At 54.8% G+C, this 26,993-nt stretch carries 24 protein-coding genes; 18 read left to right on the forward strand and 6 right to left on the reverse strand.

The window, feature by feature from the left end:
• Positions 1-26 precede the first annotated feature (26 nt).
• The 3 genes from KDC22_RS13720 (at position 27) to KDC22_RS13730 (ending at position 3,308) form a co-directional block, all read left to right on the forward strand.
• Positions 27-887: a DegV family protein gene (locus KDC22_RS13720; protein WP_211723436.1), complete on the forward strand. Its 861-nt coding sequence runs from the start codon at positions 27-29 to the stop codon at positions 885-887.
• Between the two features lie 15 nt (positions 888-902).
• Positions 903-2,954 carry an ATP-dependent DNA helicase RecG gene (gene recG / locus KDC22_RS13725; RefSeq protein ID WP_211723437.1) on the forward strand — a complete coding sequence of 684 codons (2,052 nt, stop codon included), beginning with the start codon at positions 903-905 and terminating at the stop codon, positions 2,952-2,954.
• A gap of 66 nt (positions 2,955-3,020) precedes the next feature.
• On the forward strand, positions 3,021-3,308 hold the full coding sequence (locus tag KDC22_RS13730) for a stage VI sporulation protein F (RefSeq protein ID WP_173126318.1): 288 nt from the start codon (positions 3,021-3,023) through the stop codon (positions 3,306-3,308).
• Positions 3,309-3,425: 117 nt separating this feature from the next.
• Here the strand turns inward: KDC22_RS13730 and KDC22_RS13735 are convergent, their stop codons facing one another.
• A complete protein-coding gene (locus tag KDC22_RS13735) occupies positions 3,426-4,298 on the reverse strand; it encodes a YitT family protein (protein WP_173126321.1) in 873 nt (290 codons plus the stop codon).
• Positions 4,299-4,494: 196 nt separating this feature from the next.
• Here KDC22_RS13735 and KDC22_RS13740 point away from each other — a divergent pair, with 196 nt between their 5' ends.
• Both KDC22_RS13740 and KDC22_RS13745 read left to right on the forward strand, forming a co-directional pair.
• A complete protein-coding gene (locus tag KDC22_RS13740) occupies positions 4,495-4,896 on the forward strand; it encodes a DUF2500 domain-containing protein (protein WP_211723438.1) in 402 nt (133 codons plus the stop codon).
• A gap of 98 nt (positions 4,897-4,994) precedes the next feature.
• A complete protein-coding gene (locus tag KDC22_RS13745) occupies positions 4,995-7,730 on the forward strand; it encodes a calcium-translocating P-type ATPase, SERCA-type (RefSeq protein ID WP_211723439.1) in 2,736 nt (911 codons plus the stop codon).
• Between the two features lie 119 nt (positions 7,731-7,849).
• Here KDC22_RS13745 and KDC22_RS13750 read toward each other — a convergent pair whose 3' ends face one another.
• Positions 7,850-8,791 (reverse strand): C40 family peptidase, encoded by a 942-nt coding sequence (locus tag KDC22_RS13750; protein ID WP_246553556.1) that lies wholly within the window; start codon positions 8,789-8,791, stop codon positions 7,850-7,852.
• 321 nt (positions 8,792-9,112) lie between these two features.
• Between KDC22_RS13750 and KDC22_RS13755 the strand changes: the two genes are divergently transcribed.
• The 9 genes from KDC22_RS13755 (at position 9,113) to KDC22_RS34040 (ending at position 17,449) form a co-directional block, all read left to right on the forward strand.
• Entirely contained in the window at positions 9,113-10,180 is a 1,068-nt protein-coding gene (locus KDC22_RS13755) for an ABC transporter substrate-binding protein (RefSeq protein WP_173126330.1), read from the forward strand.
• Between the two features lie 66 nt (positions 10,181-10,246).
• Positions 10,247-11,173 (forward strand): ABC transporter permease, encoded by a 927-nt coding sequence (locus tag KDC22_RS13760; RefSeq protein ID WP_211723440.1) that lies wholly within the window; start codon positions 10,247-10,249, stop codon positions 11,171-11,173.
• Positions 11,160-11,954 (forward strand): ABC transporter ATP-binding protein, encoded by a 795-nt coding sequence (locus KDC22_RS13765; RefSeq protein ID WP_211723441.1) that lies wholly within the window; start codon positions 11,160-11,162, stop codon positions 11,952-11,954. Before KDC22_RS13760 ends, KDC22_RS13765 begins: the two co-directional genes overlap by 14 nt.
• 154 nt (positions 11,955-12,108) lie before the next feature.
• Positions 12,109-12,900, forward strand: coding sequence for an SDR family oxidoreductase (locus tag KDC22_RS13770; protein WP_211724035.1), 792 nt, complete (start codon positions 12,109-12,111; stop codon positions 12,898-12,900).
• A gap of 35 nt (positions 12,901-12,935) precedes the next feature.
• Positions 12,936-13,061: a hypothetical protein gene (locus tag KDC22_RS33765; RefSeq protein WP_281425002.1), complete on the forward strand. Its 126-nt coding sequence runs from the start codon at positions 12,936-12,938 to the stop codon at positions 13,059-13,061.
• Positions 13,062-13,122: 61 nt separating this feature from the next.
• The gene (locus KDC22_RS13775; protein WP_173126339.1) at positions 13,123-13,854 is read left to right on the forward strand and encodes an MgtC/SapB family protein; all 732 of its coding nucleotides are present in this window, start codon (positions 13,123-13,125) and stop codon (positions 13,852-13,854) included.
• Positions 13,855-13,936: 82 nt separating this feature from the next.
• The gene (locus tag KDC22_RS13780) at positions 13,937-14,932 is read left to right on the forward strand and encodes an aldose 1-epimerase (protein WP_211723442.1); all 996 of its coding nucleotides are present in this window, start codon (positions 13,937-13,939) and stop codon (positions 14,930-14,932) included.
• Between the two features lie 254 nt (positions 14,933-15,186).
• On the forward strand, positions 15,187-15,477 hold the full coding sequence (locus KDC22_RS13785; RefSeq protein ID WP_211723443.1) for a hypothetical protein: 291 nt from the start codon (positions 15,187-15,189) through the stop codon (positions 15,475-15,477).
• Between the two features lie 799 nt (positions 15,478-16,276).
• Positions 16,277-17,449 carry an LTA synthase family protein gene (locus KDC22_RS34040; RefSeq protein ID WP_425517060.1) on the forward strand — a complete coding sequence of 391 codons (1,173 nt, stop codon included), beginning with the start codon at positions 16,277-16,279 and terminating at the stop codon, positions 17,447-17,449.
• A gap of 51 nt (positions 17,450-17,500) precedes the next feature.
• Here KDC22_RS34040 and KDC22_RS13795 read toward each other — a convergent pair whose 3' ends face one another.
• The 4 genes from KDC22_RS13795 to KDC22_RS13810 form a co-directional block, all read right to left on the reverse strand.
• The gene (locus KDC22_RS13795) at positions 17,501-18,451 is read right to left on the reverse strand and encodes a hypothetical protein (RefSeq protein ID WP_211723445.1); all 951 of its coding nucleotides are present in this window, start codon (positions 18,449-18,451) and stop codon (positions 17,501-17,503) included.
• Positions 18,448-19,452, reverse strand: coding sequence for a BtrH N-terminal domain-containing protein (locus KDC22_RS13800; RefSeq protein ID WP_246553558.1), 1,005 nt, complete (start codon positions 19,450-19,452; stop codon positions 18,448-18,450). The genes KDC22_RS13795 and KDC22_RS13800 overlap by 4 nt, the downstream gene beginning before the upstream one ends.
• Positions 19,430-20,368 carry a helix-turn-helix transcriptional regulator gene (locus tag KDC22_RS13805; protein WP_211723447.1) on the reverse strand — a complete coding sequence of 313 codons (939 nt, stop codon included), beginning with the start codon at positions 20,366-20,368 and terminating at the stop codon, positions 19,430-19,432. The genes KDC22_RS13800 and KDC22_RS13805 overlap by 23 nt, the downstream gene beginning before the upstream one ends.
• A 165-nt stretch (positions 20,369-20,533) precedes the next feature.
• Complete coding sequence (locus KDC22_RS13810) at positions 20,534-20,716, reverse strand: hypothetical protein (RefSeq protein WP_173126358.1); 183 nt, start codon at positions 20,714-20,716, stop codon at positions 20,534-20,536.
• Positions 20,717-20,927: 211 nt separating this feature from the next.
• On the opposite strand from KDC22_RS13810, the gene KDC22_RS13815 reads away from it, so the two are divergent.
• From KDC22_RS13815 to KDC22_RS13830, 4 genes are all read left to right on the forward strand, one after another.
• A complete protein-coding gene (locus tag KDC22_RS13815) occupies positions 20,928-21,941 on the forward strand; it encodes a substrate-binding domain-containing protein (RefSeq protein WP_211724036.1) in 1,014 nt (337 codons plus the stop codon).
• Positions 21,942-21,965: 24 nt separating this feature from the next.
• On the forward strand, positions 21,966-23,825 hold the full coding sequence (locus KDC22_RS13820; RefSeq protein ID WP_211723448.1) for a cache domain-containing sensor histidine kinase: 1,860 nt from the start codon (positions 21,966-21,968) through the stop codon (positions 23,823-23,825).
• A 20-nt stretch (positions 23,826-23,845) separates the two neighbouring features.
• Complete coding sequence (locus tag KDC22_RS13825) at positions 23,846-25,081, forward strand: response regulator (RefSeq protein WP_211723449.1); 1,236 nt, start codon at positions 23,846-23,848, stop codon at positions 25,079-25,081.
• A gap of 672 nt (positions 25,082-25,753) precedes the next feature.
• Positions 25,754-26,986, forward strand: coding sequence for an IS110 family RNA-guided transposase (locus tag KDC22_RS13830; protein WP_211721118.1), 1,233 nt, complete (start codon positions 25,754-25,756; stop codon positions 26,984-26,986).
• Positions 26,987-26,993 lie beyond the last annotated feature (7 nt).

Genomic DNA, 26,993 nt, shown 5'->3' on the forward strand with positions numbered 1-26,993 from the left:
TATATCACAGTATGGGGAGGAACATTATGAATCGTACCGTAATCGTTACCGACAGCACTTCCGATATCCCGCCTGCGTTGGCGGCGCAATACGGCATTGAAGTCGTTCCGCTGACGCTGATGTTCGGCGAAGAAGCATTCCGGGATAATGTGGATATGACTCCGGAACAGTTCTACGAGCGTCTTCCCCGCTCGCCGCAGCTGCCGACCACTTCACAGCCGTCACCTGTAGAATATATGAATGTGTACCGCCGGATTCAGGAGCTGCATCCGGGCAGTTCGATCTTATCCTTCCATATCTCCTCGGGGCTAAGCGGAACCTATCAGTCTGCCGTCCTGGCCAAATCCATGCTGGAAGAGGAAGGGGAGGCTATCACCGTTGTGGATAGCCTGTCCGCCTCCTACGGCTTCGGATTCATGGTAGTGGAAGCCGCCCGGCTCGCGGAGCAAGGCATAGAGCCTGCGGAGATCCTGGAGAAGGTAGAGAGCCTGCGCCAATCACGCAAGCTGTACTTTCTCGTGGATACCCTCGAATACCTGCAGAAGGGCGGCAGAATCGGCAAAGCGTCCGCCATCCTGGGTACGCTGCTCAATATTAAGCCGATTCTGTCCATTGATGCAGAAGGAATTATCTATGCGGTCGAGAAGGTAAGAGGCCGCAAGAAGGCAGTTGCCCGCATGATCGAGCTGTTCAAAGCAGATCTGCCGGGTGTGAATACAATACATGTGGCCGTGGGTCATACGGCTGAACCGGCTTCCGGCGAAGAATTCCTGCGGGAATTAGCCGGCCATTTCACCTTGAAAGAGAAGGTCCTGACCAACGTCGGCCCTGTTGTAGGCAGCCATGTCGGCAACGGGACCTTAGCCGTATTCATCTGGCCCGCCTAAGTATAGGGGATGAACATGGTGCTAACTTTGGATTCAATTGATGTGAAACAAATAACTGGCGTGAGCGCTCAAAAGCAAAGCGAGCTTCACGCCTTTGGCGTTTTTACAGTGAAGGATTTGCTGGAGTATTATCCGTTCCGTTATGAGGATTTTCGGCCCAAATCGCTCAGTGAGGTCAAGCATGGCGATAAGGCGACCCTGGTGGCCAAGGTTATCGGCATTCCGGTGTTGCAGCGCTTCGGGGGCAAATCCCGCATGAGCTGCAAGATGGTGGCCGAGCCGTGGATGTTCACGGCAACGTGGTTCAACCAGCATTATGCCAGAGAGCAGCTGACTGTAGGCCGCGAAGTGGTGCTGACGGGGAAGTGGGATCAGAAGCGCAATCAGATCACGGTGACCAACTATGAATTCCCGGACCGCGGGGAAGGCAAGACAGGAACGCTGCAGCCGGTCTATTCTGTGGGCGGGAAGATCACACAGTCCTGGATTCGCAAGATCATAGGCCAGGCCCTGCAGCAGTACGGGGAGCTGATCCCTGAGATCCTGCCGCATAGCATTATGCGCAAATATGACTTCATGTCACGCAAGCGGGCGATTGCCACCATTCATCAGCCTGAGGATACACGCGAAGGCCAGCAGGGAAGACGCAGGATGGTGTATGAGGAGCTGTTCCTGTTCCAGCTGAAGGTACAGGCCTTCCGGGTGCTGAACCGCGGCAGAATGGACGGTGTGGTCCATACGGTGGACAATAGAACCGTCCGGGAGTTTGTACGCAGCCTGCCCTTCGAGCTGACCGATGCCCAGAAGCAGGTTGAGCTGGAGATTCTGCATGATATGCGTTCCGGATACTGCATGAACAGGCTGCTCCAGGGGGATGTAGGCTCCGGCAAAACGGTACTTGCGGCGATTGCCCTCTACGCTACGGTAAGATCAGGATTCCAGGGGGCACTGATGGTGCCGACTGAAATTCTGGCCGAGCAGCATATGCGTTCGCTCACGCGGATGTTCGAGCCGTTCGGCATTACCGTGGGTCTGCTGACCGGCAGCGTAACCGGCCGCAAGCGTAAGGACCTGCTCGCTTCGCTACAGCTCGGAGTGCTTGATGTGGTGGTCGGAACCCATGCGCTGATCCAAGAGGATGTCTTCTTCCGCAGCCTGGGGCTTGTGGTCACGGATGAGCAGCACCGCTTCGGTGTGAACCAGCGCAGTGTCCTGCGGCGCAAGGGGTACAACCCGGATGTGCTGACTATGACCGCCACGCCGATTCCGCGGACCCTGGCGATCACTGTATTCGGGGACATGGATGTGTCCACCTTGTCCGAGCGGCCGAAGGGGCGTGTGCCGATTACCACCTATTGGGTGAAGCCCGATCTGATGGAACGGGTACTGAATCTGATCAGCCGTGAGATCGGCCAGGGGCGGCAAGCCTATCTGATCTGTCCGCTGATTGAGGAATCGGAGAAGCTGGATGTGCAGAACGCGATTGATCTGCATGTGCAGATGTCGCAGGCTTTTCCGGACTATAAGGTAGGTCTGCTTCACGGAAGAATGACACCGTCCGAGAAGGACGAGATCATGCGGGCCTTCTACAGCAATGAGCTGCAGCTGCTGGTCTCTACAACGGTCGTAGAGGTGGGGGTCGATGTCCCGAATGCCACGCTGATGATCATTATGGATGCCGACCGCTTCGGTCTGTCACAGCTTCATCAGCTGCGCGGCCGGGTGGGCAGAGGGGAACATGCCTCGTACTGCGTGCTTATGGCTGATCCGAAATCGGAGATCGGGCGTGAACGGATGACGGCTATGACCGATACGGATGACGGATTCGAGGTATCAAGGCGTGATCTGGAGCTGCGGGGGCCAGGGGACTTCTTCGGAACGAAGCAGAGCGGACTGCCTGAATTCCGGCTGGCAGATATGACCGCGGACTTCGAGACGCTGGAGCTGGCACGGGATGACGCTGCCGAGCTGCTGCGGGATGCCGCGTTCTGGACCTCTGGTGATTATGCGCCGCTGCGCAGGTATTTGCAGCAGGAACAAATTTTCCAGGGGGATTTAATTGACTGAATAGGCACATGTAGGCACCTGCCCTCATATACTGTGAATGATTGGATATGACAGGAGGTGCTGTGCTTGGGTTATCAGCAATTTGGAATCAGTCCCCAGCTGGTGGAACGCATTAAGCTGAAGATGAAGAATCCGGCGGTGAAGGAACGCGTCAAGAATATGATCAACGGTATCTCCAAACAGGAGCTGCAGGACAAAACCGTTGTGCGCAGGCTGGTGCATCAGGCGGCGTCTGCTATGAATGAGAAGCTTACTTCGGCACAGGAAGAGCAAATTGTGAAATTTGTGATTGCCCAAAAGATTGATCCTAACAATACGTTTCACTTAATCCGGTTGTGGGGGATGTTCCGCTGATTATGGCGGGTCATATGGCTCCATCCGGGATTTGTAATACCAAAAAGCGTTCCTGTGTGTCACTCGCGGGAACGCTTTTTGGTGTGGCTCTGGGACTAACCGGACACGGACAGGACATCATCCGGGCGGCTTGTTCCGGAAAAGCGCTGAAATCCGGTGGTTTCTGGCAGCGTTGATCACAATCTTGCTGTCCTGGTCACAGCCGTGCACGATCGAAGCAAGCTGTTCTTCCTCCAGCCTGCTCGCCAGGCAGAAGACGGTGCCGGGCTGGCCTTCCGGGCCGGTGGAGCGCACGAGCTTCACCTCACGGTCCAGTGATTGCTGAAGCTTGCGGCGAATCTCTTCACAGTTGCTGCTGGTAATCCAGACTGCCTGGGTGAGCGAGAGATCCCTCAAGGAGAACCGCAGGGCTTCAAAGGCAAGCAGGTAAGCAATGATGCTGTACATCGCCTGGTCCCAGCCGAATAAGGACCCGCCATAGAGCAGGATGAGCATATTGAACAGCATGATCGGCATTTCCGCCGATTTGGGCGGTCCTCCGTTCAGCAGCCGGACTCCCTGCTTCTCGCTTCCTCCGGTAAGACCCCCGAATCGCACGGATATGCCAAGGCCGAATCCGAGACACAGTCCGCCGGCTATAGCGGCGGGCAGCGGTTCACTGGTTGCTGCCGGAAAGTGGTGGAGGGCGAGCGAACCAGCCGTGAGCACAACCAAACCAACCATGGTATACAGCGCAAAGCGCAGATTAATCTGTCTGCGCGACATCAGAATAAACGGAAGGTTGAACAGGAACAGAAATAAGCCAAGGCGCATTTCTGTTAGATGGGACAGCAGAGCGGATAATCCGGCAATTCCGCCCGGAAGCAGCTTGTGCGGCATCAGGAATAGCTCAAGACCTACCGCAGCGAGCAGTCCTCCGCCTACCACGGAGAGCAGGCGCAGGGTTTTGGAGTAACGCATGGGTGCAGCGCTTCTATATCTGATTCTCAATTAAGATTTCCTCCTTTCAGCAGGAAACCGGGATTTGTGTTAGTTAAAGCATATCATAGGATCTAGGCAGGGCCAAATCTAAAGCGCTGTTCAATCCAGGGAAAATAAAGCGGAAATACGAAACCGGAGCCGCTACACTGCGTATTCTCTAGTAAATTGAACTTTTCATGAATATTTTAACAAAGGAGCGGTTCATTTGCATAATGATGGCGTATTTAGCGGTTTTCTGCATCCGGCAGCAGTGAGTGCCCAAGGCGGAGGGGCTTCCGCATTCCCTTTTATATTGAAGCTTGTCCTTCTGCTGATTGCAGGCTATGTAACCTATACTATAGTGATGATGATCAAGACCTGGATCACCAATTATACGAGTCCGGTTCAGTCCAGAGTGGTCTCGGTGGTTGCCAAACGGACGGAAGTCTGGGGCGGCAGGGGGTATATGGGCACCCATACCAGCTACTATGTGACCTTTGAATTCCAGGGCGGGCAACGCCGGGAGCTGCAAGTGAAGCCCAAGGCCTATGCTACGATGGTGGAGGGGGACAGGGGCAATCTGTCGTATCAGGGGAGCCGGTTCACAGGGTTCGAGCGGATATTTTGATTAATGTACATAGATTATCAGAATTCTCCTGCTAATTTTGGGTAAAACTCCATATATGGATGTATTGCACAGAATAAACCGCTGAAGGAGCTGATGATTTGAATTCGGATTCTGCCCAAAAGAAGAGTCAGGAAAAGACGGCGTTCCATACGCTTGATGCATCCGAGGTGCTGAAGCAGCTGGAGAGCCGGGAAGAAGGGCTGACCCGGGAACAGGCGGCACAGCTATTGGAGCGCTACGGTAAAAATGTGCTTCAGGAAGCCAAGCCCCAGTCCCTGCTGGCCAAATTTATCGAGCAGTTCAAGAATGTGATGATCTTCATTCTGCTGGCTGCTGCCATACTGTCCGGGATTCTCGGGGAGTGGACGGATACTGTAATCATTCTGCTGGTCGTTATTCTGAATGCAGTGCTGGGTGTGATCCAGGAGAACAAGGCCGAGCAGGCGCTGGAGGCACTCAAAAGCATGTCCTCCCCCCAGGCCAGAGTTAGGCGCGGCGGGCAGGTAACCGAGATCAAAAGCGAGGAGCTTGTGCCCGGCGATATTGTACTGCTGGAGGCCGGAAATGTAGTGCCTGCGGATATCCGGCTGCTGGAGGCCGCTTCGCTGAAGACGGAGGAGGCGGCGCTCACCGGTGAATCGCTGCCTGCGGAGAAGCAGGCGGGTGTGCTGGAAGGCCAAGATCTGGTCATTGGGGACCGGACGAATATGGCTTATATGAGCAGCAGCGTCACTTATGGACGGGGCGTTGGGGTGGTGACGGCTACAGGCATGAACACGGAGGTGGGCCGGATCGCCGGGTTCATCTCGGAGGCTGAGAACGAAGTCACTCCTTTGCAGAAAAAGCTGGATGAGCTTGGCAAATACTTCACCTTCATTATCCTCGGTGTCTGCGTGGTGATCTTCATCGTGGGCTGGCTTGAGGGGCGGGAGCTGCTGGATATGCTGCTGACCTCCATTTCCCTTGCAGTTGCGGCCATTCCGGAAGGGCTTCCGGCCATCGTGACGATCATTCTGGCGCTGGGGGTCCAGCGGATGGCTAAGCGCAAAGCGATTATCCGCAAGCTGCCGGCGGTAGAGACACTGGGCAGTACAGAGATCATCTGCTCGGACAAAACGGGTACACTGACCCTCAACAAGATGACCGTTGAGAAGCTGTATGTGGGCGGGGAGACCGTGGACGCGGACGCCAGGCTAAACGAAACCCCGGGCGGTGAGCTGCTGCTGCAGGCGATGACCCTGTGCAATGATTCCAGCATTGATGACGGCACGGGCGCAGCAGAGGAATCTCCGGCGAAGAAGCCGGATGCAAGCGGCGGGACAAGAAGCGGGAAAGCCATCCTTGGCGATCCCACAGAGACGGCGTTAGTTGACTATGCACTCAGCATCGGGACCGACAAGCGGGAGCTGGAGCAGCGTTATCCGCGTGTGGGTGAGCTGCCGTTTGATTCAGACCGCAAGCTGATGACAACCATCCATAAGCTGGATAACGGACAGTTCCGGGTGCTGACCAAAGGCGCGCCGGATGTGCTGGTCGCCAGATGCAGCCACATCTATGAGAATGGCGGGGTTGTTCCATTAACGGAGGAGCACACCGCCCGGATCACTGCAAGCAACAAGAAGCTGGCGGATGAAGCGCTGCGGGTATTGGCCTTTGCTTACCGCGATGAAGCGGTGCAGCCAGTGGAGCCTTCGCCGGATAAGACAGAGCGGGAGCTGATATTCGTCGGCTTGACCGGAATGATCGATCCGCCGCGCGAGGAGGTCCGGGATGCTGTGGCCGTCTGCAGACGGGCGGGTATCCGGCCGGTGATGATTACCGGGGACCACCGGGACACGGCGGCTGCGATTGCGCGGCGGCTTGGCATCATCGACGATGACAAGGCGGTGCTGACCGGCCGCGAGCTGGACGGGATCAGCGAGGAGGATTTTGCCGTAAGAGTGGCTGATTATTCTGTGTATGCCCGGGTCTCCCCGGAGCATAAGGTGCGGATCGTCAAGGCCTGGAGGCAGAAGGGCAAGATCGTGGCCATGACCGGCGACGGTGTCAATGATGCCCCTGCCCTGAAATCGGCCGATATCGGAGTGGGGATGGGGATTACCGGGACGGATGTGGCTAAGGGCGTATCGGATATGGTGCTGGCTGACGATAACTTTACAACCATCGTAGTCGCTGTAGAGGAAGGCCGGAAGGTCTACAGCAACATCCGCAAGTCGATCCAGTTCCTGCTGTCGGCGAATCTGGGCGAGGTCGTCACCTTGTTCATTGCAACGCTGATCGGCTGGCGGATTCTGGAACCGATTCATATTCTCTGGATTAATCTGGTCACGGATACGCTCCCTGCACTCGCGCTGGGGCTGGAAAAGGCAAGCGAGGATGCGATGTCGAAGAAGCCGCGTAAATCCAGCAGCAGTATCTTCGCCGGTGGTGTCGGTATTTCGATTATCTATCAAGGCCTGCTTGAGGCTGGCTTGACGCTCATGGTCTATTACTGGGCACATACCCATTATGATGAGGGTGTTGCGGTCACGATGGCCTTCGCTACCCTGGGTCTGTTACAGCTTACCCATGCCTTCAACGTCAGGTCCAATACGAAGTCGCTGTTCCAGATCGGTGTGTTCAGCAACCGCTATATGCTGGGGGCCTCGGTGATCTCCGGGCTGCTGCTCGTGCTGGTGATTATCATTCCGGGGCTCAATGAATGGTTCGGTGTTCAGCATCTGAACGGCTTGCAGTGGGGAATAGTCTGCGGGGCGGCGCTGTCCATCGTGGTCATTGTGGAACTGGTGAAGCTGGTGCTCCGCCTGAGCGGGCGCATAAAGAGCTGGGAGTAGGCTCACAATAGCATATCAGCGTTAACTTGCAGGCAAAAAACATGCAAGGAGGATTCCCGGCCCTGTCAAGACGCCGCTTATCTTCCTTGCATGTTTTGTTATTCCGGCTTCTCCCCGGATTACAGCACCCGCTGCATATGCAGGATCACATTGCTCCAGTACCCGCTGTCCAGCTCGCTGATCTGCACGCCGGGATCACCCCAGGTATGAATGAAGCTTCCGCCGCCCAGGTAGATGCCTACATGGCCGGGAACGGCATCGGTCTCGAAACGTCCGGGAACGGTGAAGAAGATCAAGTCGCCGGGCTCCAGCTCGCTGCGGGACACCCGTCTGCCGATATTATCCTGATCCTTGGCCAGCCGGGGCAGGTCGATCCCGAATTTCTGGAATACATGACGGGTAAAGGACGAGCAGTCGAACCGCTTGGTCTCCTCATAAGGACCGGCGCCGAAGTCGTAGGGAACACCGAGGAATTTCTTGGCATAAGAGACCAGTTCGCCGGTATCTACACTGGACACACTCTGAATCCGCAGCGGCTTCGCGGCTTCCCCCGCGCTGGTATCTTCCGCAGCGGCTTCACGGTCGGACGGGGCGGCGATATTAATCTCGCCGGTGCCCGGATTCCAGCCCACCTCTGTCTGCAGCAGCTTGGACAAGGCGGTGGGTGTAATGTAGATCTGACCTTCCCGGCGGACCGGAACATCGGGCAGGGTGACTTTTTGTCCCAAGGAGAAGACCTGGCTGGAATCCGGGCGCAGCATATACATTACATCACTGTAGCCCAGCTTGGTGTACCCGCCGCTTGCAGTGTCATCCTTCATTCTATACCCGATGGAGGCTGCAGCAGGTTTGAGCGGAATCCAGTACTTCCCCTCTTTATCGGTATAGGAGTTCTTCTCGTAGTAACTGCCGGCAAAGGTTCCTGACGGTGTGACGGAGTTAACTTTGGGCTTGCTGTCCTTACTGGTGTAACTGCAAGCTGTAGTTCCCGCAATGGCGGCAACTAAAATGGCGGAAGTAAGAATGATTTTGCTGGACTGCGGATGGATCATTGGCATCATGGCACGCTCCTTCAAACTTTACTTAAAGTTTGTGCAGGGCTGGTTTTTTTATGTGCAGCATGCCTTTAGTAATCAATGTCAAGGATAACCGTGCGCTGTAGAAGGGATTCTGCACCCATTGTGCGATTTTTGTAAAATATGGAGCGAGGATTAAGGATTGACGGAAAATCAGGCTACATATAATATATGTTTAATAGATTCGGGGAGTGGATGTGGAAAGGGTGCGGATATTCACTTTAATGCTTTTAAAGATGAAAGCGATAATGCTGGACCGCTAGCCCTGGTTCTCGCACTGACCCGTCCAAGAAGAGGGGTTATCTGATGAAGAAAAAGAATGTTTGGCTGGGCCTGAGCATGGCCTTGATGCTTGTAGCTGCCGGATGCGGAAACAATAAGACTGCAGGGAATACCGGAAGCGGGAATACTCCGGCTGCTGCGACAGAAGCCCCGGCTAATACGGGCTCCACAGATGGTAAATCCTATACGATCGCTATTTCTCAATATGTGGAGCATCCGTCGCTGGATGCCACCCGCGAGGGATTCCTGGCGGCACTTAAGGATGCGGGCATTGTTGAGGGTGAGAACCTGAAGGTGGATCTTGAGAACGCCCAGGCCGATCAGGCCAATAACCTGTCCGTGGCCCAGAAGATTGCCGGTGACAAAAACGATCTGGTGCTGGGTATTGCTACTCCTTCGGCCCAGGCGCTTGTACAGAATGTCAAGGATACGCCGATTCTGTTCGCAGCAGTCACAGACCCGCTCGATGCCAAGATTGTCAGTGATCTGGAGCATCCCGGAGGCAATGTCTCTGGTGCATCAGATACGAATCCTGATTCGATTAACCGTCTGATGGACTTCATTGCTGCACAGTTCCCGAAGGTCAAGAAGCTGGGGCTTGTGATCAATGAAGGGGAGCCCAATGCTGTAGTGATGGCGGATATCGCTAAGGCAGCCCTGGACAAGCACGGAATTGAGCTGGTGAAGGCGGCGATTACCAATACCTCTGAAGTGAAGCAGGCGGCAGAGTCGCTTGTAGGCCGTGTGGATGCCCTGTACATTACGCTCGATAACTCCGTAGTCAGCGGTGTGGACACCATCATTCAGACCGCGAATGACAATAAGCTTCCGTTCTTCTCCGCAGACCGTGATACCGTGGAGAAAGGCGCTTTTGCAACCGTAGGCTTCAAATACTATGATCATGGCTATCAGGTTGGCGAAATGGCGGTGGAAGTGCTGAAGAACGGCAAAAGCCCAGGCGACATGAAGGTAACCATGCAGGAGAAGCTCGACCTCATTCTTAACCTCAAGGCGGCAGCAGCACAGGGAATTGAAGTCACGGATGCGATGAAGGCTGAAGTGGCAGATCCTGCGAATAACATTATTCAATAAAGATAGACATGATCACGGGGCGTATCCAAAGCGGGCGCCCTTTGCCGTTTGAGGGAGGAAGTCACGATGTATAATTCATTAATGGGCGCCCTGGAAATGGGCCTGCTGTATGCTTTTATGGCACTCGGCGTATATATTACTTTCCGGATTCTTGATTTCCCGGATCTGACGGTGGACGGAAGCTTCACTACAGGCGGAGCGATTGCCGCTGTGATGATTACCAACGGTTACCCTCCATTCCTGGCGACTATCTGTGCGCTGCTTGGCGGAATGGCCGCAGGGATGTGTACCGGGCTGCTCCATACCAAAGGTAAAATCAACGGCCTGCTGTCCGGGATTCTGATGATGATTGCCCTGTATTCGATCAATCTGCGGATTCTGGTGAAGCCGAATGTCTCCTTGATGGGAGATGACACATTGTTCAGCTCCATGAATCCGCTGCTGGTTATGCCTTTTATCGTCGTGCTAATCAAAATCCTGATGGATCTGTTCCTGCGCACCGATCTGGGACTGGCCCTACGGGCCACCGGCGACAACTCGCGGATGATCCGCAGCTTCGGAGTGAACACGGATACAACAACCATTCTGGGCATCAGCCTGTCGAACGGGCTGGTGGCGCTCTCAGGTGCATTGATCGCCCAGTATTCTACCTTCGCCGATGCCTCAATGGGGATCGGGATGATTGTCATCGGACTCGCGTCGGTAATTATCGGTGAGGCAATCTTCGGTGCGAAGAACGTCTTCCGGGCGACACTGGCCGTGCTGCTCGGCTCGATCGTGTACCGGATTGTGGTGGCCCTGGCGCTGCGGGTGACATGGCTCAAGGCTTCCGATCTGAAGCTGATTACAGCTATTATCGTTATTATTGCTCTCGTCTTCCCGTCCATTCAGCGGATCATGAAGCAGAAGAGCATGGCCCGCAGACGGACCGCAGAGCTTGCTGAACTGGCACAGCGCAGCAAGAAAGGAGGCGCCGCCCATGCTGAAGCTTGATAATGTATCCAAGCTGTTCAACCCCGGCTCACCCGATGAGAAGATCGCTCTGCTGGGGATAGACCTGGAGCTGCGCACCGGAGATTTCATAACGATTATCGGCAGCAACGGTGCCGGTAAGTCTACACTGATGAATATCATCTCAGGCGTGATGAAGCCCGATCTCGGACAAGCGCGCATCGAGGGCAACTCGATCAGCAATCTGGCAGAGTACCAGCGCGCACGCTGGATCGGCCGGGTCTTCCAGGACCCGATGGCCGGCACGGCGCCGCATATGACGATTGAGGAGAACCTGGCTATGGCCTACAAGCGGGGCCAGTCCCGCGGGTTATCCTTCGGTGTCAATGCAGCCAGACGCAAGCTGTTCCGTGAACAGCTCAGCCGCCTGGGCATCGGCCTGGAGAACCGGCTGCGGGCCAAGGTGGGGCTGCTCTCGGGAGGAGAGCGGCAGGCGCTCAGCCTGCTGATGGCGACCTTCACCCGGCCGCAGATTCTGCTGCTGGATGAGCATACGGCCGCGCTGGACCCTTCCCGGGCCGAACTGATCACTACGCTTACGGAATCCATTGTCCGTGAGATGAAGCTGACTACGCTGATGGTTACACATAATATGGACCAGGCTATCCGGCTGGGCAACCGTCTCATTATGATGGACAAGGGGTCGATCATTCTCGATTTCGATGAGACGCGCAAGAAGGATCTGACGGTAGAGCGGCTGCTTGGCGAATTCGAAGCCATCAGCGGGCATAAGCTGGCAGATGACCGGATGATGTTAGGATAACGAAGGCTTGAGCGCTGTCTGTTATGAGGACAGCAGCTCAAGCCTTTTTGGCGTTCAGGTGTCATTGTCCGATTCATTTTGCGGAATGGGAGGTAAAGTTTAAGGAGAGAATTTAAACTTGAACTACCATGAATCCAAGGAGGAGAATGCACAGATGACCCCTAAGAAACTGGAAGGTAAAGTAGCTATCGTTACAGGAGGCGGCTCGGGCATTGGCCGGGCTTCGGTACTCGAGTTCGCGAGAAATGGAGCCAAGGTGGCGCTTCTGGACCGGACGGTGGAGAATGCCGAGAAGGTGGCACGCCAGGTTGAGCAGGAAGGCGGGCAAGCCGCTGTGTTTGAATGTGATATCGCCGAGCCGCAGCAGGTAGAGGATGCTGTGAAGCAGGTTGTCGCCAAGTGGGGGCAGCTCGATATTGTGTTCGCCAATGCCGGAATTAACGGTGCAATGACACCGATCGAGACAATGGATATCGAGTCCTGGGATCAGACGATTCATATTAATCTGCGCGGGACGTTCGCCACCGTCAAATATGCCATTCCCCATCTTAAGGAGAGAGGCGGCAGTATCCTGATTAACAGCTCCATTAACGGCAACCGGGTATTCTCGAATATCGGTTTTTCCGCCTACAGTACTACGAAGGCTGGCCAGGTAGCTTTTATGAAAATGGCAGCCCTGGAGCTGGCCCAGTACAAAATCCGCGTAAATGCCATCTGTCCGGGAGCCATCACCACTAATATTGATGACAACACCTATCCTTCTGAGGACCTCAAGGAGGTACAGATTGCCGTGGAATTCCCGGATGGCGGGCAGCCGCTGGAGAAAGGTCCGGGACGCCCTGATCAGGTGGGCAAGCTGGCGCTGTTCCTGGCTTCTGCGGATTCGGATCATATCTCCGGCACGGAAATCTACTGTGATGGGGCGGAATCACTCCTGCATGGCTGATTCTTCTATATATCATAGGTTGCTCATATCCTAGAATGAGTGAAGTCTTCTCAGAAGCGGACGATGTTCCTTTGCCGGACCAGGGAAGTACGGCCTGGTATCCGGTTAACGGGACAGCCGTCCGTTTCTTTACTATGGCTGCTTGCGGGAAATTTCAGTAAAGTTTGCAGCGGTTTTCAGGTATACTGATTCTATGTGCCAAGAGGAAGGAGGAATCATCATATGGATTTTACTATTGATCTGCACACGGAGTCGATTGTGAAGCTGCTTGTGGCCATGCTGTTCGGGCTGTTCATCGGCATTGACCGGCAATTGAAGCAGAAACCGCTGGGAATCCGGACCAGTATGGTCATCAGCATCGCAAGCTGTCTGGTTACGCTTGTATCAATTCATGCCTACGACAAATTCGGCGGAACGGATCATCCCAATATGGACCCGATGCGTCTGGCGGCCCAGATTGTCAGCGGCATCGGATTCCTGGGGGCGGGTGTTATTCTGCGCAGGGGCGGAGATGCGATCTCCGGCTTAACCTCGGCCGCACTGATCTGGACGGCATCCGGGATCGGGATTGCGGTCGGCGCAGGCTTTTATGTGGAGGCAGGTTATGCGGTTATACTGCTGATGTTCGCGGTAAATGCTGTACCCCTGCTTATTAGAGCCATCGGGCCAGAGGTGCTGAACAAACATGAGATATCCATCAAGATTATCATGGAGCCGAATTACATTCTGACCGATGTGATACAAAAGATTGAGCAGCGCCATATCATCACCGACCAGCGTAAAACCCGCAAAACCGGTCGGACGATCCGGCGGATGAAGATCAAGGATCTCGACGACGGAAGACAACTGATTGACATGGTCATCTCTGCTCCAGACAAGGATTATGCTACGGAAATCTATTATGATGTGAAGAAAATCGAGCATGTGATGAGTGTGGAAGTGGAGCAGCTGTAAAAATGACATGTTGCCATTCCGGCAGATGTGGTACTCTATCTATGAGAGAGTCATAATGAATATATGGAAGGGGATTAGAGTAATGAGTTCAATTACTGCATTTGAAGGGCACTATGAGGGAGAAGCCGCCATCTGGCTGAAGGCCGGACGTTATGAGGCTGCGGTTCTGCCGGGCATCGGCGGGAATCTGATCTGCTTCCGTGATACTGAGAGCGGTTACCGTTTCCTGCATGAGCCAGGTGCGGAGGAGATGGAAGCGTTCAAGGCTAACCCCGGCATTCACGGCATTCCTGTGTTGTTCCCGCCGAACCGCTACGAAGACGGGGAATTCCCGTGGAACGGACAAACCTACCACTTGCCGGTTAATGAGGCCAAGACAGGCAACCATCTGCACGGTTTCTTACATACAGCAGCATGGGAGGTAGAAGAATTCGGCAGCGGTACAAGCGAAAGCTTCGTCACCGTAGCGATCAAGGTGGATGAGAATCATCCTTCTTATCAATATCTGCCGTTCAAATATACCGTCAAGCTGCGCTATACGCTGAGCGAAGCCGGTCTGTCCCAGCAATTGCTGGTTCATAATGACGGCGAAGTGCTGATGCCTTGTCTGCTGGCGTTCCATACTGCCATTAATGCACCCTTCGCACCCGGAAGCACAGCGCAGGATTACCGCGTCAAAGTAACGATCGGTGAGCGTTGGGAGCTGAGCGACGACCGGATGCTGCCGACCGGCAAATTCCAGGAGCTGACTGCCGATGAAGTGGCCTTGCGCGGCGAAGGAGTGTATCCGTTCTATGCGCCGATGGACAACCACTACACCGCAGCCGCCCAGAACGGACGGAACCGGATGGAGCTTACCGACCGCAAAGCCGGAGTTACACTGGTATACGATGTGGGCACCTCTTACAAACAGTGGATGATCTGGAACAATGGCGCAACAGAAGGCTTCTTCTGTCCGGAGCCGCAGATCAACCTGGTGAACGCACCGAAGGTAGATCTTCCTGCAGAGGACATCGGCCTGTTCGGTCTGGAGCCCGGGGAGTATTGGGAGGAGAGTAGCCGGTTGTATGTGAAGTAGGGGGATATAGCTTGAACCGGGAAAGTCCACTCAGGGGTCAGCCGTGGCTGCAGAGAATGTTTGACTTCCGGCCGCTGTTGTCCCCAGATTTCTTGATTTAAACCGCTCTTCGCGGTGGAAATCCGGGAACAAAGGCGGTCGCTATCGCTCCTACAGTTCAAACTTCTCTTCCGCCACTTCACCCTTAGTGTATATACCAAATTCAAGCTATCTCTTGGAGTTGAGAATAGATAAGAAAGAGGAGAGCAGCGCTTATGCTGCTCTCTTTTTTTGAAAAGAGATGTGCTTTTCCAAATATTGCGTACTTCTTCCCGCTTGAAGGTTATATTTACTTCATGCACGAGCCGGGTGGACGACGGGAGACGATGGGAAGGGGAGTAGATGGATTTTGTCCACTTGCTGAAGTACGAATGACCACTGGCGGGGGAGCAGTTGGAAAAACAGCACTTAATTACTCGCAATTTACGCAAAAGGGCAGGAATCCTCAGCAGCAGATGCTGTTTTTCCACTTGCTTACGCCAAATCGTCGGAAACGGCTAAATTAAGATACGTTTATCCACCTGCTGAAGTACGGAGGGTTCCTGCTACGACAGACAGCTGTGCGATCAAGGATGCCTAATGTTCCTTTTTGGATACTGAATTTTAAGGCGGTTTTAAGCTTAAAGGCGTATACTACTCCTTTAACCGAGTTAGGAGTGATTGCACTTGTCGCGGATATTACCTTCCAAACGTTTGTCATATTTGCTGGTTGTTTTGCTGGCCGGAGGATTCGGGCTGAATTTTTTCCTTCAGGCTGCTACTTTTCGGATGGATCTGCCCCGGGCCCTGGAGTGGGTTGGCTCGTATCCATGGCTGTATGGTACAGGAAGCTTGTTCATTTTCTTCATTCTGCTCTTAAGTTCAGTGCTGCTGCCCAATACATATGCGGGGCCGGCGGTTACCGGGGCAGTGTTCCTGCTGCTGGGCATTGCCAGTGCGCAGAAGCTTGCTGCGAGGGGGGAACCGCTGTTTCCGTGGGATCTGATGCTGCTGAGGAATGCCGGTGAGATGAGCAAAATCACCAGCGGCATCATCTCGCCGGCTGCTATCGTGGCCGCAGCTGTGCTGATTGCCGGGCTGGCAGTTGTGATCTTCAAGCTGCCCAAGAATAGAATCAGACTACCGCTGCGATTAACGCTGGGCGGGATATCCGTGGCTTGCAGCGCAGGATTCCTGGTGCTGGTCACCGGCCATTCCCCTGTTGTTGCGGCTATGAATTATCAGAACATCTTCTGGAATCAGAAGGTTAATTATACGCAGAACGGGTTTGTGTATGCCTTTGCCGGGAATTTGCGGCAGAGTCTGATGGAGAAGCCGGAGGGGTACAGCCGCGAGGCGGTTGAAGCGGTGGCGGCCAAGTACTCGGCATTGCCGGATACGCCGGTGCAGGCCAGCCCTGAAGAACAGCCGAACATTCTGTTCATGATGAACGAGGCGTTCTTTGATCCTACGCGTCTGCCCGGGTATACGTTAAGCGAAGATCCGCTGAAATTCATCCATGGGGCGGCGGAGCAGACTCCGTCAGGGTATTTGCTGTCCCCGGAATTCGGGGGCAATACGGCGAATGTTGAATTCGAGGCCTTGACCGGGCTGTCGATGTACTTCCTGGGAGACGGAACCATTCCTTATCAACAGCGCATTGTCAAAATGTCTTCTCTGCCGTCAATCGTCAGCATTCTGAAGGAGAGAGGGTATCAGGCACGGGCGGTGCATCCGTTCGATGAGACCTTCTATAACCGCAACCGCGTCTACCCGTTGCTGGGCTTCGACAGCTTCACCAGTGAGAAGGATCTGCCGGATGCCGCCCGTCTTACTCCGGGAGGGTACATCTCGGACAAGGCCGCTGTACAGGAGGCGGTCCGGCAGCTTAAGGACGCATCCGCACCGACATTCCTGCATCTGGTGACGATGCAGAATCATTTTCCATTCACCAAAGGGATGAACGGACCGAACACAATCACCGTCGAGGGCGGACGGCCGGAACAAAAGGATGAGCTTGAGACCTATGTGCAGGATACGAAGCTGACGGACGAGGCACTGGCTTACATGCAGCAGGAGCTGCTCAAGCTCGAGCGGCCTACCATTGCAGTATTCTGGGGGGATCATCTGCCGGCACTGACCGCCGGTATCTATACCGAAGCAGGCTGGGATCAGAAGCCAAGGCTGAAGCATGAGACACAATTATTGATTCTGGCTAATTTTGAGATTGGCAAGGAGCCGCTGGGTACCCTGAGTCCGGCCTTCCTGGGTCCTGCCGTCTTCCGATTATCCGGCCAGAGCTTGCCGGCCTATTACAAGCTGCTGGAGCAGGTGCGGGCTGAAATTCCCGGACTGAGCAAGAAGGTGCTGATCGGGCCGGGCAACAGCGGAGTTCTGCAGGAGCTGACACCGGACCAGCAGGAGCTGCTGAATGACTATCGTCTGATCGAATATGACCTGCTGGAAGGCGAGAAGTATGCAGAGTCTCTGATGTTCTGACCGGCAGAACCGACACCACCAGCACAATAGGCACAACCCAAGTCTCCAGACTCAGCGCAGCCCCACATCCTGGAAGCGGTTCGCAATGGGTTCGCGCAGCAGGCCGCGGATGGATTGAATCGCAGCGGTCTCGATACGCTGTGCTTCCCGGAGGAGCGTGATCAGCTCCTGCCGTCTACTCGCCGCTGGAAGCAGCGTGTCCACGCCTAACCGTGCCGTGATTTCATCATAGACGGCGGACAGGGATGCGTAATGACCCGCAGTTTTCTCGAGTCCAGGCATGTAGGTGCAGGCCTCCCTGGTGTAGCTGGCCGCTTCCTTTTTGCTGGCTGCATAGAACATCAGGGTTGCATAAGCACCAGCGGCATCATAAGCATCGCCTGAGAAGGCTTCCAGCATGGCATCATAAGCCTGCAAGCCGCAGGCATACTGTGCTTCGGGCAACAGGGGGTCATGGACCTCTGCTTTGTACACCGCCTGGATTAAGGATTCCCGGATGACCTGCGGGAGCTCCTTGCGGATCTGTCCTTCATAGATCTGACAGTACCAATAGGGAGTCGTATTCCTTCCCAGTTGTGCGTACGGCAGCTCCAGCTCAGCGCCAGAGGACATCTCATTGTAATAGAATAGCTGCTTGCGGTCATCGGAGCGGGTGATCACCACAAACTGGTCTTTCCAGCAGACAACGCCGGTGCCTTGCGCAAGCGACCCGCGGATATCCAGGATCGCCTGCTTCTGATAGAGCGGGAAGGTTGGGGCGAAATGATAACCTGCCGACTGACCGGCGACAATGCCGATTAGATCTGCTGCTACTGTGTGTTCGGCCGCCCAGTTATAGGCCGTTGGTGAATCCTTATGAAGCTGTCTGTGGACGGAGAGCCGGAAGCAGGAGGCCGTCATCCCGGATAACATAGGCTTCGGCAGATTGAACCAGCCTTTGGCGGACAGGACCTGGTGCAAGGCATCAACATAAGATATGGTGAGCGGGTGCTTGTCTCTCATCGCGCTGTATGGGCCCCCCATCTTGGCAGAATGGAACGTTTCAGATCCGGGTACTGCCCGGAGATGACTCTAACCTGCTGCATGGCCTGTTCCTCCAGTTCCATAGCCTGCTGTACAATAGCGCAGAGTGAGGGAAGCTGCTCAGGCAGCAGCACTCTGTTGCCGGGCGCCACGGGAAGGGAGGAGGCCAGCTGCAACCGCATTATTTTCTCCAATTGAGCGTATATACCATGAACTTCACCGAGCCCCGGCAGTACAGACTGAACCTCCTCCAGATAACGGCGAATCTCAGAGCGTGAGCTCAAATAGGATTCAAGAATATAGACAGCGCCGCTATTGTCGAAATCCCCCTGCTGAAGAGCGCCGATCAGGAAGCTGTAGGCCAGGCGGCCGGAAGCTATACTTTGGTCAGGCAATATTTTATACGGAGTCTCCCAGTCCTCCAGGGCAAGTCTCAGGGATTCGAGGACAGCGTCATGCAGCGGAATATCCACCTTATCCCCGATATACTGGCAGTACCAGAAGGAGGTGAAGTTAATGCCGAAGTTGTCATAGAGCACGTACTCCGTCCCGCCGGACTTGCCATCCTGTACATAGAACACTTGATCCTCCTCGTCATAACCATGAATCACGCCGAACTCCGGTATCCAGTAGATGCAGGCCCTGCCCCGGTCCAGACTCTGCTTTACACTCTCAATAGCGATCCGCTGATACTCCCTGAACGACTCATGTCTGCTCCTCCCGCCATCATAGACGGTATAAATGCCGAGATTATCTATGCCCGGACCATGCTCCTGGCCCCACTGTCCATAAGCGGTAACGGAGTGGAAATAGAGCTTCTCATGCACCGAGAATTTGAAGGCCATGCCGCTAAGCCCGGAGAGCATGAATTTCGGACCCTGGAATAACCCCGCAGCAGTCAGGACCGCATAGAGGGCATCGGTAAAAGATTTGGATTCACGCTTCATCTGGATTCCTTCAAGGATTACTCTCGTTCTCACGCTCATTCTCCTGTTCATCTAGCAGTGTCAGTACAGCCCGGCACCTGTCCCGGACCTTGTGCTTCAGCCATTTGGGAGAGAGGATTCCGGTCCAGTCCGAGCGGAGCAGGTGTCCCAGGAAGGCTTCGGTGTCCCAAAAGTCGATTTCGTACACATCTCCTCCGGCTGCGCGGACCGCATACCCGCCCCATGAGGAGTCCGCAGGTGCTTCTCTTAAGGTGATACGGGCCGTGAACGGCTTCAACGGCGGTCTGTTCTGCTGTGGCGGGGAGACCGAACCTTCTTCTTCACCAGCTGTAAAAGTCCTGCCCGTCAGCTTCAGCTGCCGGATACCGGATAGCATGTAGAACGCTGGCTGCTCCTGGCCTTCGATAGCTGCAAGAAGATAATCTTCATCCAGACGGCGGCTCAGCTTCACGGGACAGAGATACAGCTCCTGCGGCGGGTCCTGCTGCCCCTGGTAGAGCACATGGATCACGCTGCGGGACGCAACGGCTTGCTCCAGCAGTTCAATGATCTGCAGCAAGCGGGCATCCACTTCAAATACAGGAAGCCGGATGTCCTTATCCGCGTTAGGCTGCGCCGTGAACCGCTCCAGCAGACCGCCGATTTTGCGGATCGTCCGGGCATTCTCATAATCATAATGGCTGTAACGATAAGCCAGATATTTAAGTATCCGCTGCTCCTCGTCCGTGATATACAGATGCGGCAGCACAAAGCTGTTATCCTCATATATATATCCCCGCTGCTTCGCCACGTACCGGAGGGGAGCACGCAGAGACTCGGCCAGATATTCGATATCCCGCTGCGCCTGGCGCCTGGAAATCTCGAATTGCTCCGCCAGCGACTGGCTGTTCGGATATTTGGCATTTCGGATCTGCTGGTCAAACCACTGAATCCGGTGAATATGGCTCATGCGGCTCCGCTCCTTTCCTGTCGGTCAGCTTTCAGTATATCCGCTGGCGGTTATCTTACGCAACGAAACAAGGATGCCGCCCGGCTACATGCACTTAGGAGCATATAGGCGGGCAGACATCCTTGCACGATACCCTCAGGTTATACGGCGCATGACCTTTTAGGGCTATACGGCGTCTACTTTGCTTTGCGGTGCTTTGTCACAGCGTTTGCAGACCTTAAGGGCGGTACCGTCAGACTTAACTTTGGTGTAGAGCACCTTAATTCTGGTGGCCCCGCAGATCGGGCAGGTGCCGCGGCCATGGGAAGGGAGGGTCCAGAGTACCCGCCCGCGTTTTGTTTTTGACATTTGTGTAGTCCTCATTTCAGTAATTTGAATGTTACCTGCTCAGTATAGAACAACTGGTACGACATAAAATGTCGCAGCAGTTCACGATCTTGATCCATCTGCCCTGTAACGTAATTGACGGAAAGCCTGCTGAGCCATTAGACTAGACTGGACAAAGATGGAAGAAGCTGGAGGATGTCTTGATTTTTTGGTTTTGAAAGAGGTTACAGATGTGAAAAAGCTCTGGCTAGTCTACGTGCTGCTGATCGGGATCTTCGTGATCTATGTGCTGAATTACAAGCAGCAGGGGGATTCAGCAGACCCGTGGGAGACCGCCGGACTGCGCGGGAATATTGAGGATAAATATGTGATGGTCACCTTCCAGATCGGCATTGACTATTGGAAAAGCGTGCTGAAGGGCTTCGAGGATGCGGCAGAAGAGCTTAATGTATCTGTCGAATACCATGGCTCGACCCAGCATAATGCAAGTGAACAGATGACCGTGCTGGAGCAGACCATTGCCAAGAAGCCTGCGGGGATTGCGATCTCGGCGGTGAATTCCAAGCTGCTCACAGCGACCATTAATAAGGCGGTGGAGAGCGGCATTCCGGTCGTGCTGTTTGATTCGGGAGCTCAGGGCAGCAAAGCGTATTCCTTCCTGGGAACGGATAATTACAAGGCCGGGACCCAGGCCGCGCACAAGATGGCCGAGCTGACGGGAAGCTCCGGCGAGGTTGCGATTATCACCACACCGGATCAGCATAATCATCAGGAACGGACGGACGGCTTCACAGATACCATCCGCAGCAAGTATCCGGAGATGAGCCTTGTGGCTGTCAAGGATGGCCGGGGCGATCAGGTGGCGTCGAGGGAAGCGGCGGAGCAATTGCTGGAGCGGTATCCGCAGCTTGCCGGGATTTTTGCCACGGAATCCAATGGCGGAATCGGAGTGGCGGAGGCGGTGGATGCAGCCCGGGGCAGCGGCCCGTCACCGAAGATTATCAGCTTCGATACGGATAAGGGCACGCTCGATCTGGTGAAGGAAGGCAAAATTGCCGCAACGATGGCCCAAGGGACCTGGAATATGGGCTACTGGTCCCTCACCGAGCTGTTCCATCTGCACCGCGATCTGAAGGCTGACCCTGACGCCTATGCCAATAACAAGCCTCTGCCCGTCCCCGATTCTGTAGATACCGGCATAGATGTGGTCACCAGGCAGAACGTGGACAATTATTATGCCAAGTAGACTGCGGCAGAGGGGGAGCCTGTGATGCGCAAGTCCGGCGTAACTATGGAGAAGCTGAAGCTGAATAATATGCCGATCCGCTACAAGCTGATTATTCACTTTTTGCTGATCAGTATTCTGCCTTCCATTGGCCTTGGGCTGCTGATCGGCTGGACGGTGGACCGGATCGTGGAGGAGCAGAGCAACGAGAATACGATGCAGCTGATCCGCAAGGTGAACACGGCGATTGAGAGCGATGTGGAGAATCTGCAGAAGATTACCTACCTGATTTCGTTTGATCCGGGAGTGCAGAAGTTTCTCAAGGGGGAAGCGGCGGGAACCGCACAGATGGACCCGGCTGCGGGTAACGGGGAATCCGCCGAATACAACATCCGCAAATTTCTGCAGGGCTTCACCACGCTCAGCTCCGAGATCGCGGGCATTATGCTGGTCAACCGTGAAGGCGGTTTCATTAGCAATGAGATGTACACCCGTTCCGGGACCCGGTTGACGGAAGAGGCCTGGTATAAACAGGCGGCAGCGAATAAGGGGATCTTCCAGATCGTTGGGCATCCCTACGGCCGTGCGGTCAGGTCCCATGTGGACTATAAGGAGAGTGAGGTGGTCTCCGCCGTGCGGGCCATTGTGAATCCTGAGACACAGGTCGTGCAGGGCGTGGTGCTGGTGGATCTGAAGCTGCGGGTGATCGCGGAGACGGCCAGAGATGTCACACTCGGGAAGACAGGTTACCTGACGGTGGTGGATAACAACGGGGAGATGATTTACGCGCCGCAGCACCCTTTGATGCAAAAGATTCCGGCAAACCTGTTCACCGAGTCCTCGGGGATCACCTCGGAGACGGTGGAGGGCCGCCATTTGCAGCTGATCTACCGGACTTCGCCGTTTACCGGCTGGACCACGATGGGCGTCTTCCCGATGGATGAGTCGGCCTATGGTATCCGCGAGATTACATTCAATGTCGTAACCTTTGTATTTGTGGTCTGCATGCTGGGCATGACGGCTTCGTTCTATCTGGCCTATTCGATATCCCGACCGATCGGTCAGCTGGCCTCCTTCATGAGCAAGGCGCAGTCCGGCGATCTGACGATCCGCTACTGGGGCAACCGGTCCGATGAGATCGGGCTGCTCGGCCGCAGCTTCAATACCATGCTGGCCCAGATCGGCCGCCTGTTGTCTCTGACGGAGCTTCAGGCGCGGCAAAAGCGTGAAGCAGAGCTGCGCAGCCTGCAGGCGCATATCAAACCGCATTTTCTCTACAACACGCTGGATACCATCCACTGGATGGCCCGCAGCAAGGGGGCGGAGGATATCGCCGAGGTGGTGCAGTCCCTCTCCAGGCTGTTCCGGCTGGGCCTGAGCAAAGGGAGTGATATCATTCCGCTCTCCGATGAGCTGGAGCATATCGTCAGCTATCTGAAGATTCAGCATGTCCGCTACAGCAGCAAGCTGACCTATTCGATTGAAGTGGAGCCGCAATTGCAGGAGCTGTACGTGCTTAAGCTGCTCCTGCAGCCGATGGTGGAGAACGCAATCTATCACGGCATTAAGGAGCGCCGCGGTCCCGGACACCTCTCGATTGAAGTCGTGGAACGAGGCAACGAGCTATACCTTACCGTACGCGATGACGGAGCGGGGATGGCTGCTGACAGGCTGAGGGAACTCAGGTACCGGCTCGAAGCTGTAGGAGGGGAAGAGCCCGAGCCTTCCGAGCCCGAGATGCCTGTAACGGGTAGCGCAGGAAGCGGCTACGGCATACTGAATGTGCAGGCCAGAATCAGGCTGACCTATGGGGAACCATACGGGATCAGCATGGAGAGTGAGCCGGGGAAGGGGACCGTCGTCACGGTCAGGCATCCGGTCGTCCGTGACCCGGAGAAGAATTAGGATGAGGAGGAATACCGGGCATGCCGGACAAATGGAAAGTAATGATTGCCGATGATGAGAGCATTATCCGTGAGGGTATCCGGCAATGCGTAGACTGGGACAGCCTGGGCATGAAGGTTATAGCGGAGGCAGAAGATGGAGAAGAGGCGCTGGAGCTGGCAACGGAGCAGGGCATCCACATCGCGCTGGTGGATCTCAATATGCCGATTATGCATGGCATGGAGCTGATGAAGCGTCTGAGGGAGGAGCTGCCCGGCTGCAAAATCATTGTGATCACCGGACATGATGAATTCTCCTATGCCCAGGAGTCGATCCGGCTGCAGGTGAATGATTACATCCTTAAGCCGGCGGAGCCGAAGCAATTAATGCAGGTGCTGCGGGGCGTCCGCGATGAGCTGGAGTCGGAGCAGCAGCAGAGCCAGCATCTGGAGCAGGCCTCCCGGCAGCTGCTGAAGAACTTCCCGCTGCTGCGTGAGCGCTTTTGCCAGGAATGGCTGGACGGCAATCTGAGCCAGGCGGAGATCAGGGAACAGCTGCAATTCCTCAAGCTTCCGCCGCAGCGGCCGGAGCTGATCGGCATCATCCGCTGGAGATGGGAAGGCCAGCATCCGGCGATGAAGGAGAAGGAGCGGCAGCTTTTCCTGTTCGCCATCGAGAATATCGCCGCTGAGCTGCTGGAGCCGTATTCCAGAGTGATCTTCCGGGATGCTGCCGGACTGATTGTCATTCTGCTGTGGGATGCCGCTGGCGAGCGCGTCCTGGCCGGTGTGGAGGCTGCTGTGCGCAGCAATCTCAAAATCGCAGTGGAAGTCGGCGCCACGCCGATCCAGGGAGAGATTACAGACTTGACCGCCGCCTACCGGAGCTGCCGGATGGCGCTGGCTAAGGAGCAGCCGCTGTCCCCGCTCGTCCGCCGGGCGAAGCAGTATATCCAGGAGCATTACAGCGAATATGGCCTTACGCTGGAAGCGATGGCAGGCATCCTTCAGGCATCGCCGGTCTATCTGAGCCGCCTGTTCAAGCAGGAGCTGGGCGAGTCCTTCGGCGCCTATCTGACGCAGATCCGTATCCGCCGGGCAGCCGGGCTGCTGCATTCCACGGAGCTGAGTATTAATGAGGTAGCGGAGCAGTCCGGGTATGAGACCCAGCACTATTTCAGCACCGCCTTCAAGAAGCATACGGGGGTATCGCCGATGCAATTCCGTAAGGGTGTGCAGCCTGGTGACGGTGGTAACCGGAAGCAAGATAATCAGTAGGAAGGATAACTAATACCTACCATAATTTTGTGAACCGCCTGTGGTCAATGGACTGCGGGCGGTTTTTGATGTAGGAAATTATAAATCCACCTGATGTGGATAATGGGGGGCATAGCGTGGGGAGCAGCGCTCTTTGAATGATTCGGAGACCGAATGAGAAACTTTCAAGGCACAACTCCAGCATGAAAATGAGCAGCGCGCCTAAAAACAGAACGTCGTCTGTTCATCTGTTTAACAAATTTCAACGGAAAACCGAACACAATTAGACCGGGGGGGTAGCGTAAGCCGAATGTAATCGGAAAACCGAACACAATTGGACTGGACGCGCCGCGTAGGCCGAATGTAATCGGAAAACCGAACACAATTGGACTGGACGTACCACGTAGGCCCAATGTAATCGAAAAACAGGCATGACAAGACAGAGGCCTTGTCACCCCCAGGAATGAAAATAAGTGGGTGGCATCCGTCGCATCCATTCTAAAAGATGCTGTAGTCGTCAACACTACATATACAAATCAAAGGGCGGACGCGGTTACTGGGATACACCCCGTGCGAAAAACCGTTCTATTGCGCTTTTCGAGCATCGCCTATTGTAACCCCCAAAAAGTACGTGTATTAAATTACACTCACTCGAGCGCATGATTTGTAAGCTGACGATGGAGGATGATTGGAATGGATGCTGTACGTATGTGTTGCGCCGGTCTGGACGTGCACCAGGAAACCGTTGTGGCCTGCGTGTTAAAAGGACCGATCGAACAAAAACCGCAATGTCACATGAAAACCTTTGGGACGACAACCAGAGAATTGTTAGGACTGCAAGATTGGCTGAATGAACACGGCTGCCTTGAGGTGGTGATGGAGAGTACCGGCGTGTTTTGGAAACCGGTATGGAACATCTTAGAGGGCAGTTGTGATCTTGTCTTGGCCAACGCCCAGCGGGTAAAGAATATGCCGGGTCGAAAAAGTGACATGCAAGATGCGCGCTGGTTAGCGCAATTGCACCGTTGCGGGCTCATTGAAGGCAGTATGGTGCCAGAACAGGACATCCGGGATTTGCGAGATTTGACCCGTTACCGGAGTAAGATGGTGCAGGCGGTGACGGCGGAGAAGAACCGCATCCACAAAATCCTGCAGGATGCCAACATCAAGCTAACCACCTTTATGTCCGATCTATATGGGGTTTCAGGACGGGGCCTGCTCCAGAAGATCATGGACGGCGAGGTCGTAGACGAAGTGACCGTTAAAAACCTGGTCAAAACCCGTTTAAAAAAGAAAGTTCCGCAGTTGCTAGACGCGCTCAATGGCAAGTTGCGCCGTCATCATCGGGAGATGATTCGAGACCACTGGGACCACTTGGTCTATTTGGAGAAACGGATCACGGAACTGGAAGCTCGAATCGAGGCGAAGGCAGAACCCTACCTGGAGAGGATTGAACAAATTGACTCCATTCCAGGAATTGAGCGGACATCTGCCGTGACCATCTTTGCAGAAGTGGGGCCGCATGTCGCGGAAATGTTCCCGAGTGATGCGCAGTTTGCATCATGGGCGGGGGTGTGTCCAGGGAACAACGAAAGCGCTGGAAAGCGAAAAAAGTCAAAAACGATGCAAGGGAACAAGCATCTGAAAGGGGCCTTGTGTCAGGCGGCTTGGGCGAACTCTCGCTCCTCGAACCGGATCGGCCAATTCTTTCGACGAATACGTAAGAGACGAGGAGATAAAAAAGCAAACGTCGCCACCGCACATTTGTTGATTCGAATCCTCCATGCCCTGATGCGGGAGAAAAGGTTATACCAAGAAATAGACGTCTCACTAGGCGATGAGACGTCCAAGAAAAACCCGTTGGATCGGTACGTGCAATATATCCAGCAGTTAGGATATAGCGTGCAATTAAATCCTATCCAATAGTCTCCCC

Origin of the sequence: Paenibacillus tritici (genome assembly GCF_018207515.1) — a bacterium.
Lineage (GTDB): Bacteria > Bacillota > Bacilli > Paenibacillales > Paenibacillaceae > Paenibacillus_AQ > Paenibacillus_AQ tritici.

Coding starts and splice junctions, on each gene's coding strand:
- KDC22_RS13720 (WP_211723436.1), top strand. CDS start 27: ATGAATCGTACCGTAATCGTTACCGACAGCACTTCCGATATCCCGCCT.
- recG (WP_211723437.1), top strand. CDS start 903: ATGGTGCTAACTTTGGATTCAATTGATGTGAAACAAATAACTGGCGTG.
- KDC22_RS13750 (WP_246553556.1), bottom strand. CDS start 8,791: ATGATGCCAATGATCCATCCGCAGTCCAGCAAAATCATTCTTACTTCC.
- KDC22_RS13755 (WP_173126330.1), top strand. CDS start 9,113: ATGAAGAAAAAGAATGTTTGGCTGGGCCTGAGCATGGCCTTGATGCTT.
- KDC22_RS13760 (WP_211723440.1), top strand. CDS start 10,247: ATGTATAATTCATTAATGGGCGCCCTGGAAATGGGCCTGCTGTATGCT.
- KDC22_RS13765 (WP_211723441.1), top strand. CDS start 11,160: ATGCTGAAGCTTGATAATGTATCCAAGCTGTTCAACCCCGGCTCACCC.
- KDC22_RS13770 (WP_211724035.1), top strand. CDS start 12,109: ATGACCCCTAAGAAACTGGAAGGTAAAGTAGCTATCGTTACAGGAGGC.
- KDC22_RS33765 (WP_281425002.1), top strand. CDS start 12,936: ATGAGTGAAGTCTTCTCAGAAGCGGACGATGTTCCTTTGCCGGACCAG.
- KDC22_RS13775 (WP_173126339.1), top strand. CDS start 13,123: ATGGATTTTACTATTGATCTGCACACGGAGTCGATTGTGAAGCTGCTT.
- KDC22_RS13780 (WP_211723442.1), top strand. CDS start 13,937: ATGAGTTCAATTACTGCATTTGAAGGGCACTATGAGGGAGAAGCCGCC.
- KDC22_RS13785 (WP_211723443.1), top strand. CDS start 15,187: ATGCTGCTCTCTTTTTTTGAAAAGAGATGTGCTTTTCCAAATATTGCG.
- KDC22_RS34040 (WP_425517060.1), top strand. CDS start 16,277: ATGGAGAAGCCGGAGGGGTACAGCCGCGAGGCGGTTGAAGCGGTGGCG.
- KDC22_RS13795 (WP_211723445.1), bottom strand. CDS start 18,451: ATGAGAGACAAGCACCCGCTCACCATATCTTATGTTGATGCCTTGCAC.
- KDC22_RS13805 (WP_211723447.1), bottom strand. CDS start 20,368: ATGAGCCATATTCACCGGATTCAGTGGTTTGACCAGCAGATCCGAAAT.
- KDC22_RS13810 (WP_173126358.1), bottom strand. CDS start 20,716: ATGTCAAAAACAAAACGCGGGCGGGTACTCTGGACCCTCCCTTCCCAT.
- KDC22_RS13820 (WP_211723448.1), top strand. CDS start 21,966: ATGCGCAAGTCCGGCGTAACTATGGAGAAGCTGAAGCTGAATAATATG.
- KDC22_RS13825 (WP_211723449.1), top strand. CDS start 23,846: ATGCCGGACAAATGGAAAGTAATGATTGCCGATGATGAGAGCATTATC.
- KDC22_RS13830 (WP_211721118.1), top strand. CDS start 25,754: ATGGATGCTGTACGTATGTGTTGCGCCGGTCTGGACGTGCACCAGGAA.